Source organism: Burkholderia sp. Se-20378 (assembly GCF_017104665.1).
Classification (GTDB): Bacteria; Pseudomonadota; Gammaproteobacteria; order Burkholderiales; family Burkholderiaceae; genus Burkholderia; species Burkholderia lata.
The window spans coordinates 41,210-57,744 of sequence record NZ_JAAGPG010000009.1 but is presented as its reverse complement, the minus strand read 5'-3'; the positions used below and the strand labels follow the sequence as shown (position 1 = coordinate 57,744).

16 protein-coding genes and 1 pseudogene are annotated in these 16,535 nt (G+C 63.4%); 2 read left to right on the top strand and 15 right to left on the bottom strand.

Annotated features, from left to right (window positions below; translation table 11 throughout):
• Together G3N93_RS02880 and hemE are read right to left on the bottom strand one after the other, a co-directional pair.
• Nucleotides 1-339 (bottom strand): annotated as a pseudogene (locus G3N93_RS02880) (primosomal protein N'); the annotation flags it as partial.
• A 454-nt stretch (nucleotides 340-793) separates the two neighbouring features.
• On the bottom strand, nucleotides 794-1,888 hold the full coding sequence (gene hemE, locus G3N93_RS02875; protein ID WP_041492712.1) for a uroporphyrinogen decarboxylase: 1,095 nt from the start codon (nucleotides 1,886-1,888) through the stop codon (nucleotides 794-796).
• A gap of 149 nt (nucleotides 1,889-2,037) precedes the next feature.
• On the opposite strand from hemE, the gene G3N93_RS02870 reads away from it, so the two are divergent.
• Both G3N93_RS02870 and G3N93_RS02865 read left to right on the top strand, forming a co-directional pair.
• Nucleotides 2,038-2,838, top strand: a complete 801-nt coding sequence (locus G3N93_RS02870; protein WP_011350529.1) for a transporter substrate-binding domain-containing protein — start codon at nucleotides 2,038-2,040, stop codon at nucleotides 2,836-2,838.
• Between the two features lie 152 nt (nucleotides 2,839-2,990).
• A complete protein-coding gene (locus tag G3N93_RS02865; RefSeq protein ID WP_174940220.1) occupies nucleotides 2,991-3,146 on the top strand; it encodes a hypothetical protein in 156 nt (51 codons plus the stop codon).
• Nucleotides 3,147-3,559: 413 nt separating this feature from the next.
• On the opposite strand, the gene G3N93_RS02860 is transcribed toward G3N93_RS02865, so the two are convergent.
• From G3N93_RS02860 to G3N93_RS02800, 13 genes are all read right to left on the bottom strand, one after another.
• On the bottom strand, nucleotides 3,560-5,287 hold the full coding sequence (locus G3N93_RS02860; RefSeq protein ID WP_206132247.1) for an AMP-binding protein: 1,728 nt from the start codon (nucleotides 5,285-5,287) through the stop codon (nucleotides 3,560-3,562).
• Between the two features lie 254 nt (nucleotides 5,288-5,541).
• Complete coding sequence (locus G3N93_RS02855) at nucleotides 5,542-5,967, bottom strand: F0F1 ATP synthase subunit epsilon (RefSeq protein ID WP_006477288.1); 426 nt, start codon at nucleotides 5,965-5,967, stop codon at nucleotides 5,542-5,544.
• A 156-nt stretch (nucleotides 5,968-6,123) separates the two neighbouring features.
• A complete protein-coding gene (gene atpD / locus G3N93_RS02850) occupies nucleotides 6,124-7,518 on the bottom strand; it encodes a F0F1 ATP synthase subunit beta (RefSeq protein ID WP_174940224.1) in 1,395 nt (464 codons plus the stop codon).
• A gap of 66 nt (nucleotides 7,519-7,584) precedes the next feature.
• On the bottom strand, nucleotides 7,585-8,460 hold the full coding sequence (gene atpG / locus G3N93_RS02845; RefSeq protein WP_174940226.1) for a F0F1 ATP synthase subunit gamma: 876 nt from the start codon (nucleotides 8,458-8,460) through the stop codon (nucleotides 7,585-7,587).
• A gap of 69 nt (nucleotides 8,461-8,529) precedes the next feature.
• Entirely contained in the window at nucleotides 8,530-10,071 is a 1,542-nt protein-coding gene (atpA, locus tag G3N93_RS02840) for a F0F1 ATP synthase subunit alpha (RefSeq protein ID WP_011350525.1), read from the bottom strand.
• 44 nt (nucleotides 10,072-10,115) lie between these two features.
• Complete coding sequence (locus G3N93_RS02835) at nucleotides 10,116-10,655, bottom strand: F0F1 ATP synthase subunit delta (protein WP_011350524.1); 540 nt, start codon at nucleotides 10,653-10,655, stop codon at nucleotides 10,116-10,118.
• 2 nt (nucleotides 10,656-10,657) lie between these two features.
• Entirely contained in the window at nucleotides 10,658-11,128 is a 471-nt protein-coding gene (locus tag G3N93_RS02830; RefSeq protein WP_011350523.1) for a F0F1 ATP synthase subunit B, read from the bottom strand.
• Between the two features lie 130 nt (nucleotides 11,129-11,258).
• The gene (gene atpE / locus G3N93_RS02825; protein WP_122167899.1) at nucleotides 11,259-11,528 is read right to left on the bottom strand and encodes a F0F1 ATP synthase subunit C; all 270 of its coding nucleotides are present in this window, start codon (nucleotides 11,526-11,528) and stop codon (nucleotides 11,259-11,261) included.
• 75 nt (nucleotides 11,529-11,603) lie between these two features.
• Nucleotides 11,604-12,455: a F0F1 ATP synthase subunit A gene (gene atpB, locus G3N93_RS02820; RefSeq protein WP_011350522.1), complete on the bottom strand. Its 852-nt coding sequence runs from the start codon at nucleotides 12,453-12,455 to the stop codon at nucleotides 11,604-11,606.
• A 109-nt stretch (nucleotides 12,456-12,564) separates the two neighbouring features.
• On the bottom strand, nucleotides 12,565-13,089 hold the full coding sequence (locus G3N93_RS02815) for an ATP synthase subunit I (protein ID WP_046550074.1): 525 nt from the start codon (nucleotides 13,087-13,089) through the stop codon (nucleotides 12,565-12,567).
• 568 nt (nucleotides 13,090-13,657) lie between these two features.
• A complete protein-coding gene (locus G3N93_RS02810) occupies nucleotides 13,658-14,788 on the bottom strand; it encodes an SLC13 family permease (RefSeq protein ID WP_174940228.1) in 1,131 nt (376 codons plus the stop codon).
• 10 nt (nucleotides 14,789-14,798) lie between these two features.
• Entirely contained in the window at nucleotides 14,799-15,692 is an 894-nt protein-coding gene (locus G3N93_RS02805) for a ParB/RepB/Spo0J family partition protein (protein WP_041492996.1), read from the bottom strand.
• Between the two features lie 31 nt (nucleotides 15,693-15,723).
• On the bottom strand, nucleotides 15,724-16,503 hold the full coding sequence (locus G3N93_RS02800) for a ParA family protein (RefSeq protein ID WP_174940232.1): 780 nt from the start codon (nucleotides 16,501-16,503) through the stop codon (nucleotides 15,724-15,726).
• Nucleotides 16,504-16,535: the final 32 nt, after the last annotated feature.

Genomic DNA, 16,535 nt, shown 5'->3' with positions numbered 1-16,535 from the left:
ACGCCCCCAGCGCCCGGCATCGCGCAGCGCCTGCGGCAGCGCCGGCAGCGCGACTTCGCCACGCCCGCGCTGGTAGTAGTCGGCGGCGAACGACACGAGCGCGAGCCAGTCCGGCGACAACGGCGGCAGGTCGGTGCAGATCGCGTCGACTGCGCGCAGCCGGGACGGCGGCACGTCGGTGTGAGTCGTCACTTCGCAGACGAGCCCGACGGCCTGCCGCTTGCCGAACGGCACCTGCACGAGCGTGCCGGGCCCGGGCGCCGGTTGCGCGTCGCAGCGGTAATCGAACAGGGTAGCGAGCGGATGGTCGAGCGCGACGCGCAGATAGGTGCCGCTCATCACGACGCTCCGGCGGCGGCACACGCCGCATGAGCATAGGCGGCCGACATCCGCGCCCGCATCGTGGCAGCGAACTTAAAGTAAAACTTCAGATTCGGCGCTAAGTTTTGGATTCGCATTAGGAATCGCCGTATACCCTGCCCAGCCTGTGGATAACTTTGTTGAGAACTCGCCGCTCACTGGCTGCAACGCGCGCGGGGCCGCGCTTTGCGCTGATTTTCGCCGCTTGTTGCGGTGCCCCGCGGAGCCTTATTCCATAAGGCTGCTATTCAAATTACCGAACCATAGCGAGGCAAATTGACCGATACAGGGCTCTACCGCGCTGCAACGTGGAAAATGTGTATAAGTCAAGTCTTGACAAGCACTGAATCGGCAACCGGTGCGGGGTTGCGCCCTGTTTAGTGCCGACAACGAAACGCTGTCACACCGCAGTGCAGCATGACAGCGCTTGCGTTCAGCCGGCAGCTCCGCTACGGATCGCGCGGCTGTGGCTATGCACTTCGTCGACGAGTTCGGCGACGTGATCGGGCGACGTGAATTGCGAAATGCCGTGCCCGAGGTTGAAGACGTGGCCCGGATGATTGCCGTAGCTGTCGAGCACCGCGCGCGCCTGCTCGCGTACCGCGGCGGGCGGCGCAAACAGGATCGTCGGGTCGAGGTTGCCCTGCAGCGCGACCTTGCCGGCGACGCGCTCACGCGCCTTGCCGAGGTTGACCGTCCAGTCGAGCCCGACCGCGTCGACGCCGGTCGCCGCGATCTCCTCGAGCCACAGGCCGCCGCCCTTCGTGAAGGTGATCACCGGCACGCGCTCGCCATCGTGCTCGCGCTTGAGCTGCGAGACCACGCGGCGGATGTAGTCCAGCGAGAAACGCTGGTACGCACCGTCCGCCAGCGCGCCGCCCCACGTATCGAAGATCATCACTGCCTGGGCGCCCGCTTCGATCTGCGCGTTCAGGTACGCAGCCACCGCCTGCGCGTTCACGTCGAGGATCCGGTGCATCAGGTCGGGGCGCGAATACGCCATCGACTTCACCGTGCGGAAATCGTCCGACCCGCCGCCTTCGACCATGTAGCACGCGAGCGTCCACGGGCTGCCCGAAAAGCCGATCAGCGGCACGCGCTGGCGGCCCTGGCCGTCGGTGAGCGCGCGGCGGATCTCGCGCACGGCGCCCGTCACGTAGCCGAGCGTTTCTTCGATGTCCGGCACCGCGAGCTTCGCGACGTCGGCCTCGGTACGCACCGGATGCGCGAACTTCGGCCCTTCGCCGACCTGGAAGTCGAGGCCGAGCCCCATCGCGTCGGGAATCGTCAGGATGTCCGAGAACAGGATCGCGGCGTCGAGCGGAAAGCGCTCGAGCGGCTGCAGCGTCACTTCGGTCGCGTAGTCGGGATTCTTCGCGAGACCGAGGAAGCTGCCGGCGCGCGCGCGCGTCGCGTTGTATTCGGGCAGGTAGCGGCCGGCCTGGCGCATCAGCCAGATCGGCGTGTAGTCGGTCGGCTCGCGCAGAAGCGCACGCAGGAAGGTGTCGTTGAGCAGGGTATGGGCCACGGTAGGAGCGACGATGCGAGGGCAAAGCGGCATTTTACCGGACAGCCGCCGTCGGGCTGCGCTTGCCGACGCGATGGCGGCCATATGACGCGCGCGATGGCTCCGTTATGATCGGACGCTCATATCGAACGAAACGAAGGAGGAGACCGATGAAGACACTCGCCACGCTCGCCGCCACCGCGCTGCTTTGCTGCGCCGCCGCGCACGCGCAGACCGGCGCGGGCGCCGCTGCCGCCGCACCGGGCGCCGGCTCGCGGCTCGACGACGTGCTCGCGCGCGGCACGCTGCGCGTGTGCACGACGGGCGACTACAAGCCGTATTCGTATTACCGCGCGGACGGCCGCTTCGAGGGCATCGACATCGACATGGCCGAATCGCTCGCGAAGTCGCTCGGCGTGAAGACCGACTACGTGAAGACGAGCTGGCCGAACCTGACCGGCGATTTCGTCGCGAAATGCGACATCGCGGTGGGAGGCGTGTCGACGACGCTCGAGCGCCAGAAGCGCGTGTTCTTCACGCAGCCGTACGTGGTCGACGGCAAGACGCCGATCGTGCGCTGCGCGGACGCCGACAAATACCAGACCGTCGCGCAGATCGACCGGCCGGAAACGCGCGTGATCGTGAACCCGGGCGGCACCAACGAGCGTTTCGCGAAGCAGTATTTCACGCATGCGAACCTCACCGTCTATCCGGACAACGTAACGATCTTCAAGCAGATCCTCGCCGGCAAGGCGGACGTGATGGTGACGGATGCGTCCGAGACGCTGCTGCAGCAAAAGCTGAATCCGGGCCTCTGCTCGGTGCATCCGGACAAGCCGTTCCAGTTCGGCGAGAAGGCGTACATGGTGCCGCGCGGCGACGTCGCGTTCCAGCAGTACGTCGACCAGTGGCTGCATCTCGCGCTGTCGACCGGCGAATACCAGGCGATTTCGGACAAATGGCTGAAGTAAGCAGGCATGCGCGTGGCGGCCGATAGCGGGCACCGACCCCGCCGCCACCGCCGCAAAAGTCGCTGCGCGGCGACGGCCGAAGTGCCGCCGTTACACTTCGACGCCGCGTGCCGACGCCCGGAAAATCGGCCCGAAGCCACCGAATTGGCCGAATGGCCGACTTCCGCGCCGGCCAATCACGTTTCAAAATCTTTCTGACGAATGACTCGTCATGCGCGGTATCGGGCGAAAGGCGCATTTTCTCGCGTGCAAATCGGCAATTCGTCGAGCCTGATACGCATGAAAAACGCATCGCGCGCATGCGCTGAAAACGCTGCGGAAAATATGAGTAAAAATGACCTTTTTCAGGCCCTCAAAAACAGCAAAAAATCCCGGAAAGCCTTATCTGGCGGGCGTTACAACCTGAAACACTTTGTTACCGCGAGGGGTCATTAATTCGCCCACAATGGCCTCAACGGTTTCAACACGGATGCGGTCTCGTGTGCCAAGTGTGAGCGGACGCGAAGCGCTGCGAGCCAGTCGGTCACGTACCGAAGCCCTTCCGAGGGGCATCCCTGTTGGAGTCGTTTCCGGCCCCCCGCCGGACTCGGTTTCATCTTTGGTCTCCTCGCGCTAACCCCGTAGCGTGTGGTTTTTAGCGGGCTAATAAGCCCGCTTTTTTTCGTCCATCGAAAGCGCAACGGCCCGCAGGCCGCCGCGTTTTTCCCGCCTGCATGCCGCGCTACGCGGTCTTCTGCACGTCGAGCTTCAGCTCCTCGATCATCCGGTCGCGCATCACGAACTTCTGCACCTTGCCCGTCACCGTCATCGGCAGCTCGTCGACGAAGCGGATGTAGCGCGGGATCTTGTAGTGCGCGATCTGCCCGTTGCAGAACGCGCGCACGTCGTCCTCCGTCATCTGCTCGTCCGCGCGCAGCACGATCCACGCGCACAGCTCTTCGCCGTACTTCGTATCGGGCACGCCGAATACCTGCGCGCTCTGGATCTTCGGATGCCGAAACAGGAATTCCTCGATCTCGCGCGGATAGACGTTCTCGCCGCCGCGAATCACCATGTCCTTCAGCCGGCCGACGATGTTGCAGTAGCCGTCCGCATCGAGCGTCGCGAGGTCGCCCGTATGCATCCAGCCGTCCACCAGCACCTCGCGCGTCTTCACGTCGTCGTCCCAGTAGCCGAGCATCACCGAATAGCCCTTCGTGCACAGCTCGCCCGTCGCGCCAACCGGCACGATGCCGTCGCTGGGATCGACGACCTTCACTTCCAGATGCGGCTGAATGCGCCCGACCGTCGTCGTGCGCTTCTCGAGCGGATCGTCGGTGGAGCTCTGGAACGACACGGGGCTCGTTTCCGTCATCCCGTACGCGATCGTGATCTCCGACAGATGCATCTGCGACACGACGCGCTTCATCGTCTCGATCGGGCACGGCGAACCGGCCATGATCCCGGTGCGCAGCGTCGACAAGTCGAATTTGGCGAACTCGGGGTGATCGAGCTCGGCGATGAACATTGTCGGCACGCCATGCAGCGCGGTGCAGCGCTCGTCGGCCACCGCCGCGAGCGTCGCGACCGGGTCGAACGCTTCGCCGGGGAACACCATCGCCGCGCCCTTCGACACACAGGCGAGCACCGCGAGCACCATCCCGAAGCAGTGATACAGCGGCACCGGGATGCACAGCATGTCCTGCTCGGTGAACCGCATCGCCGTCGCGATCGAGCGCCCGTTATTGACGACGTTGCGATGCGTGAGCGTCGCGCCCTTCGGGCTGCCCGTCGTGCCGCTCGTGAACTGGATGTTGATCGGCTCGCTGGCCGCGAGCGTCGCGCCGATCGCATCGAGCAACGCGGGATCGACGGCCTGGCGGCCGCGCGCCATCACGTCCGCGAAGCGAAACATGCCGGCCGGTGCGACGTCGCCCATCGACACGACCGTGCGCAGGCTCGGCACGCGCGCCGCATGCAGGTCGCCCGGCGTCGCGGTCGCGAGCTCCGGCGCGATGGTCTGCAGCATCTCGACGTACGCGGACGTCTTGAAGCGCTCGGCAGCGATCACGGCCTTGCAGCCGACCTTGTTCAGCGCGTATTCGAGCTCCGACAGCCGGTAGGCCGGATTGATGTTGACGAGCACCGCGCCGATCCGCGCGGTCGCGAACTGCGTGAGCAGCCATTCGCTGCGGTTCGGCGACCAGATGCCGACGCGATCGCCCTTCACGATGCCGAGCGAGGCCAGGCCGGACGCCAGCACATCGACCTCGTTCGCGAACTCGCGCCAGGTCCAGCGCACCTGTTGCTCGCGGAACACGACGGCCGGACGATCGGGAAAGCGGCCGGCCGTATCCAGCAGGAACCGGCCGATCGTCGCTTCGGAGAGCGGCACGTCGGTCGTGCCACGCACGTACGACAAGCCGTTTTCGGGCGCGATCAGCGCGCCCACGCCAAGGTCTGCTGCCATGAATGTCTCCGTCCTTTTTGTCTGATCGGCCTGCACGCGCCTTCGGCGCCCGCCTCCGCCGCGCAATCGCGACGAACGGCCTCAACACGGATGATGACGCGCGCGGCTGACGATACTCTGACAGCAAATCGCGGCGGACGGATGAAATAGCACGACCGGACGGAATGATCCGGCCCGCAAAAAATCAGACGAACACGACGGACGAAAAAAAGCAGCCCGAAGGCTGCTTTCTTTCGCGGGATACGCGGCGCGGCTCAGTGCCGGCTGCGGATCTTCGCCAGACGCTGGATCGCCTCGAGCTGCGCCATCGCGGTCGCGAGCTCGGATTGCGCCTTCGCGAGGTCGAGATCCGACTTCGCGTTCTGCAGCGTTTCCTCGGCACGCTTGCGTGCTTCCTCGGCTTTCGCCGCGTCGAGGTCCTTGCCGCGAATCGCGGTATCGGCGAGCACCGTCACGGCACCCGGCTGCACTTCGAGAATGCCGCCTGCGACGAACACGAATTCGTCGTTGCCGCCCTCGACTTCGATGCGCACCGCACCCGGACGAATCCGCGTGATCAGCGGCGTGTGACCCGGCAGAATGCCCAGCTCACCCGTTTCGCCCGGCAGCGCGACGAATTTCGCCTCGCCCGAGAAGATCTGCTCTTCCGCGCTGACGACGTCTACTTTGATGGTTGCCATATGGACTCCTGTCGGCGAGAGCGAACGCCTCGCGGCGCCTGCTCTCGTCCCATGCACGGCGGATTGAGCGTGTTGCGGTCGGCGCGGCCAGCCTGACTATCGGTCAATGAAGACCGACACCCCGGCCAGCACGCGCCGTGCGACTCACTCGAATCCTTACGAGATCTTCTTGGCCTTTTCGAAGGCTTCGTCGATCGTGCCGACCATGTAGAACGCCTGTTCCGGCAGGTGGTCGCACTCGCCGTCGACGATCATCTTGAAGCCGCGGATCGTTTCCTTCAGCGGCACGTACTTGCCCGGCGAGCCCGTGAACACTTCAGCAACGTGGAACGGCTGCGACAGGAAACGCTGGATCTTACGAGCGCGCGCGACCGACAGCTTGTCTTCCGGCGAAAGTTCGTCCATACCCAGAATCGCGATGATGTCGCGCAGTTCCTTGTAGCGCTGCAGCGTTTGCTGAACGCGACGGGTGATCGAGTAGTGCTCTTCACCGATCACGTTCGGGTCGATCTGGCGCGACGTCGAGTCGAGCGGGTCGACCGCCGGGTAGATACCCAGCGAAGCGATGTCACGCGACAGAACGACGGTTGCGTCCAGGTGGCCGAAGGTCGTAGCCGGCGACGGGTCGGTCAAGTCATCCGCAGGGACGTACACGGCCTGGACCGACGTAATCGAGCCCTTCTTGGTCGACGTGATGCGCTCTTGCAGCTTGCCCATTTCTTCAGCCAGCGTCGGCTGATAGCCCACTGCCGACGGCATACGGCCGAGTAGTGCCGACACTTCGGTACCGGCCAGCGTGAAACGGTAGATGTTGTCGACGAAGAACAGCACGTCGAGGCCTTCGTCACGGAAGTGCTCGGCCATCGTCAGGCCGGTCAGCGCAACGCGCAGACGGTTGCCCGGCGGCTCGTTCATCTGGCCGTACACCAGCGCGACCTTGTCGAGAACGTTCGAGTCCTTCATTTCGTGGTAGAAGTCGTTCCCTTCACGGGTACGCTCGCCCACGCCCGCGAACACGGAGTAACCGCCGTGTTCCTTCGCGATGTTGTTGATGAGCTCCATCATGTTGACGGTCTTGCCCACGCCAGCACCGCCGAACAGGCCAACCTTGCCGCCCTTTGCGAACGGGCAGATCAGGTCGATAACCTTGATACCCGTTTCGAGCAGTTCGGTCGACGGCGACAGTTCGTCGAACGCCGGAGCCTTCTGGTGGATCGAACGCGTCGTTGCGCTTTCGATCGGGCCAGCTTCATCGATCGGACGGCCAAGCACGTCCATGATTCGGCCGAGGGTCGGCTTGCCGACCGGCACCGAGATCGGCTTTGCCGTGTTCTTCACGGTCAGGCCGCGGCGCAGGCCGTCGGATGCACCCAGACAGATGGTACGGACAACGCCGTCGCCCAGCTGCTGCTGGACTTCGAGCGTCAGTTCCGAGCCATCGAGAATGAGCGCGTCGTAGATCTTCGGCATGCTGTCGCGCGGGAATTCCACGTCGATAACGGCGCCGATGCACTGTACGATCTTGCCTTCTACCAAAGCAGCAGTACTCATCGCTTTTCCTTTAAATACCTGATTCTTTACTCGCGCAAAGGCGCAGTTGTCGTCCCGGGCGCGCGCTTAAACAGCGGCTGCGCCGCCGACGATCTCCGACAGTTCTTTCGTGATCGCGGCCTGACGGCTCTTGTTGTACACGAGCTGCAGTTCGCTGATCACCGTCTTCGCGTTGTCGGACGCGGCCTTCATCGCGACCATGCGCGCCGATTGCTCGGACGCCATGTTTTCCGCGACGGCCTGGTACACCAGCGCCTCGACGTAACGCACGAGCAGTTCGTCGACGACTGCCTGCGCGTCCGGCTCGTAGATGTAATCCCACGACGTGGCCGGCGTACCGTCATCGGCTTCGAAGTGTTCCGACGACAGCGGCAGCAACTGCTCGATCACGGCTTCCTGCTTCATCGTGTTGACGAAGCGCGTGTAAGCGATATAAACCGCCGACAGCTTGCCTTCCGAGTACAGATCGAGCTGCGTCTTCACGGCGCCGATCAGCTTGTCCAGATGCGGGGTGTCGCCGAGGTGCACGACCTGCGACATCACCTTCGCGCCGAAGCGGTTCAGGAACCCGAGGCCCTTGCTACCGATCGCGGTAGCTTCGACCTTCTGGCCCTTCTCTTCCAGCTCCTTGAACTTCTGCACCGTCGCACGCAGCACGTTGGTGTTCAGACCACCGCACAGACCCTTGTCCGTCGTGACGAGGATGATGCCGGCCGTCTTCGAGCCTTCGTTCGCCACCATGAACGGGTGGCGGTACTCCGGGTTCGCGCGGCTCATGTGCGCGGCGATGGCACGGACCTTGTCCGCATACGGACGAGCGGCGCGCATGCGTTCCTGCGCGCGGCGCATCTTCGATGCGGCCACCATCTCCATCGCCTTCGTGATCTTGCGCGTGTTCTGCACGCTCTTGATCTTGCCGCGAATTTCCTTCATTCCAGCCATAGCTTGCTCCTTGACCGAAGCGGCGCGGGCGCATCAGCACCCGCGCGGCCTCAGTGTGTCACTCGCGGATCAATAGGCACCGGACTTCTTGAAGGATTCGATCGCCGAGCGCAGTGCGCCTTCGTCGTCCTTCGAGAGATCCTTGGTGTCTTCGATGCGCTTGATGAGGTCAGCGTTGCTGGTCTTCAGGCTTTCGCGCAGGCCCTTCTCGAACGACAGCACTTGCTTGACGTCGAGGTCGTCGAGGTAGCCGTTGTTCGCGGCGTACAGCGACACGGCCAGTTCCCACACCTGCAGCGGCTGGTACTGCGGCTGCTTCAGCAGTTCCGTCACGCGGCGGCCGCGCTCGAGCTGCTTGCGGGTCGCTTCGTCGAGGTCCGATGCGAACTGGGCGAATGCCGCCAGTTCACGGTACTGCGCGAGGTCGGTACGGATACCGCCCGACAGCTTCTTCACGACCTTCGTCTGAGCGGCGCCACCGACTCGCGACACCGACACGCCGGCGTTGATTGCCGGGCGGATGCCTGCGTTGAACAGGTCGGTTTCCAGGAAGATCTGGCCGTCGGTAATCGAGATCACGTTCGTCGGAACGAACGCGGTCACGTCGCCAGCCTGCGTTTCGATGACCGGCAGTGCCGTCAGCGAACCGCTCTTGCCCTTCACTTCGCCGTTCGTGAACTTCTCGACGTACTCTTCCGACACGCGAGCAGCACGCTCGAGCAGACGCGAGTGGAGATAGAACACGTCGCCCGGGTATGCTTCACGGCCCGGCGGGCGGCGCAGCAGCAGCGAGATCTGACGGTATGCCCAGGCTTGCTTGGTCAAGTCGTCATAAATGATCAGCGCGTCTTGGCCGCGGTCACGGAAGTATTCGCCCATCGTGCAGCCGGCGTACGGTGCGAGGTACTGCATCGCTGCCGAATCGGAAGCCGAAGCGGCGACGACGATCGTGTATTCCATCGCGCCCGTTTCTTCGAGCTTGCGAACCACGTTCATGATCGACGAAGCCTTCTGGCCGATCGCGACGTAGATACAGATCAGGTCCTTGCCCTTCTGGTTGATGATCGCGTCGAGCGCCACCGCGGTCTTGCCGCACTGACGGTCGCCGATGATCAGCTCACGCTGGCCACGGCCGATCGGCACCATTGCGTCGATCGACTTGATGCCCGTCTGCACCGGCTGCGACACCGACTTACGCCAGATCACGCCCGGGGCGATCTTTTCGATCGCGTCGGTCAGCTTTGCGTTGACCGGGCCCTTGCCGTCGATCGGGTTGCCGAGCGCATCGACCACACGGCCGACGAGTTCCGGACCAACCGGGACTTCGAGAATGCGGCCCGTCGTCTTGACGATGTCGCCTTCCGAGATGTGTTCGTATTCGCCGAGAATCACCGCGCCGACCGAGTCGCGCTCGAGGTTCAGCGCGAGACCGAACGTGTTGCCCGGAAACTCGAGCATTTCGCCCTGCATCACGTCCGACAGGCCGTGGATACGCACGATACCGTCGGTCACGGAGATCACGGTGCCCTGGTTGCGAACGTCTGCGCTCGCTTCAAGGCCCTGGATCCGGCTCTTGATCAGCTCGCTGATCTCAGAGGGATTGAGTTGCATTATTCGCTCCTGATAGTCAATTCTGTTGCGTGCCGGCGTGGCGCTCAGGCGGTCAACGCAGCCTGCATCGATGCGAGGCGCGCGCGAACCGAGGTGTCGAGCACTTCGTCGCCGACCGTCACGCGCACGCCGCCGATCAGCGACGAATCGACTGCGACCGTCGGTTTCAGCTTGCGCTTGAACTTGCGTTCGAGGCCCGAGACGAGACTCTCGAGATCCGCGCCGTTCAGCGGGAACGCGCTCACGATCTCGGCGTCGGCTGCACCTTCACGTTCGTTCTTGAGCGCCTCGAACTGCTCTGCAATTTCCGGCAGCAGCGCGATGCGATGATTGTCGACCAGCATCTGCACGAAGTTCTTCGCTTCTGCGCCAGCCCCGAGCGGCGACTTCACCGCAGCAAGCAGCAACTCGGCTACTTGCGTGCGCGTCACCTTCGGGCTCGACGCGACCGACAGGACTTCCGGCAGACGCGCAACCTGGGCCAGCTCTTGCACGAGCGTGGACCAGGCGGCGATGTCACCGCCCTCGGCCACGCGGAACAGCGCTTCTGCGTAAGGGCGGGCGATGGTTGCAAGTTCGGCCATGATCAGAGCTCGGCTTTCAGTTGATTCAGCAGTTGGGCGTGGGCCGTTTGATCGACTTCGCGCTTCAGGATCTGCTCGGCGCCCTTCACGGCCAGCGTAGCGACTTCACCACGCAGCGCTTCGCGCGCCTTCACGATTTGCTGTTCTGCTTCCGCCTTCGCCTGGGCGATGATGCGGGCGGCTTCAGCCTGGGCGTTGGACTTGATTTCCTCGGCGACCGCCTGGGCACGCTTTTCAGCGTCGGCGATGCGCTGCTGGCCGTCATTGCGGGCCTGCGCGAGTTCCTGGTCCACGCGCTTGTGCGCTGCGTCGAGTTCTGCCTTGCCCTTCTCGGCGGCGGCGAGGCCGTCGGCGATCTTCTTCGAACGTTCGTCGAGGGCGTTGATCAACGGCGGCCACACGAATTTCATCGTGAACCACGCGAGGACCAGGAACACGACCATTTGCGCAAACAGAGTTGCGTTGAGATTCACGGTGTTTCCTTATCTGCTATTCCGGAAAAATGAAACGGTAAGGCGCTCATCGAGTTGCATTCGATCAGCGCCCCAAGTCTCCGTTCCGCCCTGCGCCGGCTTGCGCCGGACGCATATTTCCGAGGGAACCTTAGCCTGCGAGCTTCGCCAGGAGCGGGTTCGCGAACGCGAACAGCATTGCAACACCCACGCCGATCAGGAATGCCGCGTCGATCAGACCAGCCAGCAGGAACATCTTCGTTTGCAGCGGGTTGATGAGTTCCGGCTGACGTGCGCAGGCTTCGATGTACTTACCACCCATCAGCGCGATACCGATACAGGCGCCGATTGCACCCAGGCCAATGATGATGCCGATACCGATGGCGGTCAGACCCTGGATGTTGGCGATGTAAGCTTGCATGATCACTCCTTTGTGAAAAGACTTGGAACTGAGATTTAAAAAACTAAAACGGAAACTCTTTCTTGCACGCCGCGCTTAGTGCTTGTCGTGCGCCTGGCCGAGATACACCAGCGTCAGCATCATGAAAATGAATGCCTGCAACAGAACAATCAGAATGTGGAAGATTGCCCAGACGCTACCCGCGATCACATGGCCAACGAAGCCGAGGAACGTTGCGTCGCCACCGAAGCTCCACATGCTGCCGAGCAGGGCGATCAACAGGAACAACAGCTCACCCGCGTACATGTTGCCGAACAGCCGCATACCGAGGGAAACGGTCTTCGCGAGATATTCGACGATGTTGAGCGCGAGGTTCGGGATCCACAGCAGCGGGTGGGCGCCAAACGGTGCCGACAGCAGCTCATGCACAAAGCCGCCCGCGCCCTTGATCTTGATGCTGTAGTAGATCATCAGGACGAACACGCCGAGCGCGATGCCGAGCGTGCCGTTCAGGTCGGCCGTCGGGACGATGCGATGGTGGGAAATCACGTCCGACAGACCGAGCAGGCCGATCACGCGGCCCGGCAGGTCGACCGGGAGGAAGTCGAGGGAGTTCATCAGCGCGACCCACACGAACACGGTGAGCGCGAGCGGAGCGATGAAGGTACGATTGCCGTGAACGATGGCCTTCGATTGGTCTTCGACCATCTCGACGAGCATCTCGATCGCGCACTGGAAACGGCCCGGCACGCCCGACGTCGCCTTGCGGGCGGCCAGACGCAGCACGAGGATCGTCACGATGCCGCAAACGATCGACCAGAACAGCGTGTCGAGATTCCAGACGTGAATGTCGAAAATCGACGTCTGATGCGAGGTGGAGAAATTCTGCAAGTGGTGCGCAATGTACTCGGACGGATCCGGACCGCGCGTGCCTTCGCTAGCTGCCATATCGTTAATGCCACCCAAATTGTCGAAAATCGTTTTGCCAGTTCCGCAACACGCTATTGCGGGAACGGGCCGGTGCGGTTCGTTGTCGAAACCGCACGCTGCTTGTTCCTTACCGCCAGGCCAGCGCGATCCAGTACGTCTTCAGCACGACGAGGTACGTGACGAGGAACGGCACCCAGTGCACGCCGGACCAGCCGAACGCCACTGCAGTGAACATCCCGATCGTCAGAGCGAGCTTCAGGGCTTCGCCCATCACCCAGCTCATCACGGTGGCCGAGCCACCTGCCTTCAGTCGTGCCACGAATACCGCACTGGGCACCCAGCCGATCGCTCCGCCCAGAAACGCGGATTGCGCAGCGGCGCCCGGCGACTTTGAAAACAGCCACCACGCCAGCGTTGCAACCAGGGACAGAACCACTTGCGCGAACACCACCTTATAGGGGGTCACGCGCGAGGGCTTGCTCACGTTCGGGCCGAACAGCTTTTCGGCTTCTACCCGTGTGAGCGGAACGATATTGTTATCTTGCTGCTCGGCATCCCAGTCATCATCGAATTCGCGCCGCTCGCCGGCCGCTGAAGCGGTGCGTTGCGTGCGCTGATCATCGTGCCTGTCGTCCGGCGCCTGACCCGCCATCGCAATCTTCCGCAAAATCCTTGAACCCGGCCCCAAGCTTTCTGAAAGCTTTCAGGGGTGCCTAGCTAACAAATCCGGGCGATTGTAAGCGATAGTTGCAAGTGATTCAAGGCTTTAGACGCGACAAAAACCTGCGTAAAACGACGCCTCATCATGTGAAAAAACACGCGATTCGACGACGTACGATGACAGTTGTAAGGTCGCTTTTTTGCACCGGTATTTCTTGCCCGAAGAAATCCGGCAACGAGGGAATGGCAAGGAAACGATGCCCGGCGCGGGTGCGGGCGGAGCGGTACGATCACCACCCAGGATCCACGCTGTGACGCGGCTTCGGACCCGAGTTCAGCACGTCGCCCCTAGCAGACGAAACACTGTGATCGCCCGGCCGCGACGGATGCGCGAAATCCGGATCGACGCTGACGCAGCAAATTATCCAATCAGTTGTCATGCCACCACAGTCGATCGACTGTGGATTGCCGCACTTATCAACAGCCCCGCACCAGCGCGAATGCTGTGCGCCCTCCCCGCCACCCGAATGGCACGCCTTTGCCACGCACACCCGCATCGCTCAACCGTGAACGAGCAGCCATGCGCCGAGTGCCGCGCTGGCGAGCGCGAACGGAATCGAGACCAGGTGGAACGGCAGCCACATGCGCGGCTCCTTCGCGAGACGCACCGCGATCAGGTTCGCCAGCGAGCCGATCGCGAAACCGAATCCGCCGACCGATACGCCGAACGCGAGCGCGCGCCAGTCGTGCGTGAACTCCGACAGCAGGATCGCGGCCGGCACGTTGCTGATGCCCTGTGACAGCACGGCGCCGGCCGCAAAGATGCGCAGCGGTGAATCGAGATTCGCATGCGCAATCGCGTCATGGATGACGGGCAGCGCAGCCGCGCTGCGCAACACGACGAACATCAGCACGAAGATCAGCAGCAGCAGCCAGTCGATCTTCAGGACTGCGTCACGTTTTACGGCGAGCAGCACGATCGCGACGGCAACCAGGCCCGGCAGCGGATGATGCGCATCGGCGAGCAGCACGAATGCCGCGAACAGCACCGCCGCGATCAGCGCGTGCATGCGTTGCACGGGAATGGCGACGACGTCGCCGGACAGGTCGAGCGGCTTCGCGCGAAACGCGCACGCGGTCAGCACGAACAGCAGCGCCATCAGCGCGATCGCGAGCGGCCCGAGCGTGACCACGAAGTGGCCGAACGACACGCCGCTCAATTGCCACAGGAAAAGATTCTGGGGATTGCCGAGCGGCGTCGCGACGGACCCCGCGTTGACGGCCAGCGCGACGACGATCACGAGCCGCCGGAACGGCAGCGGCGTAAGCGCACGCAACGACACCATCAGCGGCACGACGACGAACAGCGCGACGTCGTTGGTGAGCCACATCGACAGCAACGCGGCGAATCCGACCAGCAGCATGGCCAAGCCGCGTTCGGAGCGCACGTGATGCACGATGCGGTGCGCGAGCCACATCAGGCAGCCGGACAACTCGAGCGCCTTGGTCAGCATCAAGAGGCCCGCGAGCGTCGCGACCGTCTGCCAGTCGACGCGATCGGCCAATACGGAAAATGGTTGCGGACGCACCCATTGCAGCAGGATCAGGCCCAGCGCGAGCACCGATAGCACGGGCTCCTGCGCAAGCCATCCGAGCCACCGGCGCGGCGCCGGTGCGCCCGTCTCCTCCATGAGCTGCCCGTTACTCTTCGGTTGCGACGTTGCCGCGCAGTCGCACGAGAATGCCCTCGAGCGCGTCGAGGTTGCCGAAGTCGATCGTCACCTGCCCTCGCCCGCGGCGGCCGAGCTTGATCTTCACCGTCGACGCGAGCAGGTCGGACAACTCCTCCTCGAGACGGCGCGTATCGCGGCCGCCGTCGTCCTTCGCGCGCGCCTTCACGGCCGGCACTTCCTTCGTCGTGTGCGTGACGAGCTTCTCGGTCTCGCGCACCGACATGCGCTTGTTGACGACCTGATGGGCGAGCGTGATCTGCGTGGCCGCATCGACGGCGAGCAGCGCGCGCGCATGCCCCATGTCGAGATCACCCGCCAGCAGCATCGTCTGCACCGGCGAAGCCAGGTTCAGCAGTCGCAGCAGGTTCGACACCGCGCTGCGCGAACGGCCGACCGATTCGGCCGCCTGTTCGTGCGTGAAACCGAATTCGTCGAGCAGGCGCTGGATACCATGCGCCTCTTCAAGCGGGTTCAGGTCCTCGCGCTGGATGTTCTCGATCAGCGCCATCGCCGCGGCGGCCTGATCCGATACATCCTTCACGAGCACCGGCACTTCATCGAGGCCCGCCAGGCGCGCCGCGCGGAAACGGCGCTCGCCTGCGATGATCTCGTATTTGTCTGATGAAATGGGCCGTACCAGGATCGGCTGCATCACGCCCTGTGCGCGAATGCTCGCCGCGAGCTCCTGCAGGCTGCCTTCGTCCATCCGCGTCCGCGGCTGGTACTTGCCGGCCTGCAGCTTGCCGAGCGCGAGCGTGTTCGGTGCCCCTTCGATCTTCACCGCTTCGGTGATATCGGCACTGCCGCCGAGCAGCGCTTCGAGGCCACGTCCCAAGCCCTTCTTCTTTGGTACCGCGTTCATGTCTTTCTTCCTCGCTTCGCTCATGTCCGGATCACGACACCTCGAACGCGCGAACGCGGTCGATCATCTCGGCACCGAACTGGAGATACGCTTGCGCACCGCGCGAGCTGCGGTCGAACACGACGCCCGGCAGCCCGTAACTCGGCGCTTCCGCCAGGCGCACGTTACGCGGAATCACCGCGTCGAACACCTTGTCGCCGAAGTGCGCTTTCAGTTGATCGGAGACTTGCTGCTGCAGCGTGATGCGCGGATCGAACATCACGCGCAACAAGCCGATGATCTTCAGGTCACGGTTCATGTTCGCGTGAACCTGCTTGATCGTGTTGACGAGGTCCGACAACCCTTCCAGTGCGAAGTACTCGCACTGCATCGGAATCACGACGCCATGCGCCGCGCACAGCCCGTTCAGCGTCAGCAGCGACAGCGTCGGCGGGCAATCGATCAGCACGAAGTCGTAGTCATCGGCCACGCGCTCGAGCGCAGCCTTCAGCCGGCGCTCGCGGTTGTCGATGCTGATCAGTTCGATCTCGGCACCGGACAGCTCGCGGTTCGCAGGCAGCACGTCGTAGGTGACGCCGTCCGGGCGGATGCGCGCGTCGGTCACCGGCACGCCGTCGACCAGCACCTCGTACACGGTCGCTTCGCAAGCAGCCTTGTCGATCCCGCTGCCCATCGTCGCGTTACCCTGCGGGTCGAGATCGATCAGCAGGACTCGTTGCTCCTGCGCTGCAAGGCTTGCGGCGAGATTGACCGATGTCGTCGTCTTGCCGACGCCCCCCTTCTGGTTCGCAACGCAGAAGATCTTTGCCATCGTTGGTGTGTTCCCTTTACCTTCAAACAAAC

Bases quoted from the DNA above. Each gene is read 5' to 3' on its own strand.
- G3N93_RS02870 (WP_011350529.1), top strand. From the start codon at position 2,038: ATGAAGACACTCGCCACGCTCGCCGCCACCGCGCTGCTTTGCTGCGCC.
- G3N93_RS02865 (WP_174940220.1), top strand. From the start codon at position 2,991: ATGGCCGACTTCCGCGCCGGCCAATCACGTTTCAAAATCTTTCTGACG.
- G3N93_RS02860 (WP_206132247.1), bottom strand. From the start codon at position 5,287: ATGGCAGCAGACCTTGGCGTGGGCGCGCTGATCGCGCCCGAAAACGGC.
- G3N93_RS02855 (WP_006477288.1), bottom strand. From the start codon at position 5,967: ATGGCAACCATCAAAGTAGACGTCGTCAGCGCGGAAGAGCAGATCTTC.
- atpD (WP_174940224.1), bottom strand. From the start codon at position 7,518: ATGAGTACTGCTGCTTTGGTAGAAGGCAAGATCGTACAGTGCATCGGC.
- atpG (WP_174940226.1), bottom strand. From the start codon at position 8,460: ATGGCTGGAATGAAGGAAATTCGCGGCAAGATCAAGAGCGTGCAGAAC.
- atpA (WP_011350525.1), bottom strand. From the start codon at position 10,071: ATGCAACTCAATCCCTCTGAGATCAGCGAGCTGATCAAGAGCCGGATC.
- G3N93_RS02835 (WP_011350524.1), bottom strand. From the start codon at position 10,655: ATGGCCGAACTTGCAACCATCGCCCGCCCTTACGCAGAAGCGCTGTTC.
- atpE (WP_122167899.1), bottom strand. From the start codon at position 11,528: ATGCAAGCTTACATCGCCAACATCCAGGGTCTGACCGCCATCGGTATC.
- atpB (WP_011350522.1), bottom strand. From the start codon at position 12,455: ATGGCAGCTAGCGAAGGCACGCGCGGTCCGGATCCGTCCGAGTACATT.
- G3N93_RS02815 (WP_046550074.1), bottom strand. From the start codon at position 13,089: ATGGCGGGTCAGGCGCCGGACGACAGGCACGATGATCAGCGCACGCAA.
- G3N93_RS02810 (WP_174940228.1), bottom strand. From the start codon at position 14,788: ATGGAGGAGACGGGCGCACCGGCGCCGCGCCGGTGGCTCGGATGGCTT.
- G3N93_RS02805 (WP_041492996.1), bottom strand. From the start codon at position 15,692: ATGAACGCGGTACCAAAGAAGAAGGGCTTGGGACGTGGCCTCGAAGCG.
- G3N93_RS02800 (WP_174940232.1), bottom strand. From the start codon at position 16,503: ATGGCAAAGATCTTCTGCGTTGCGAACCAGAAGGGGGGCGTCGGCAAG.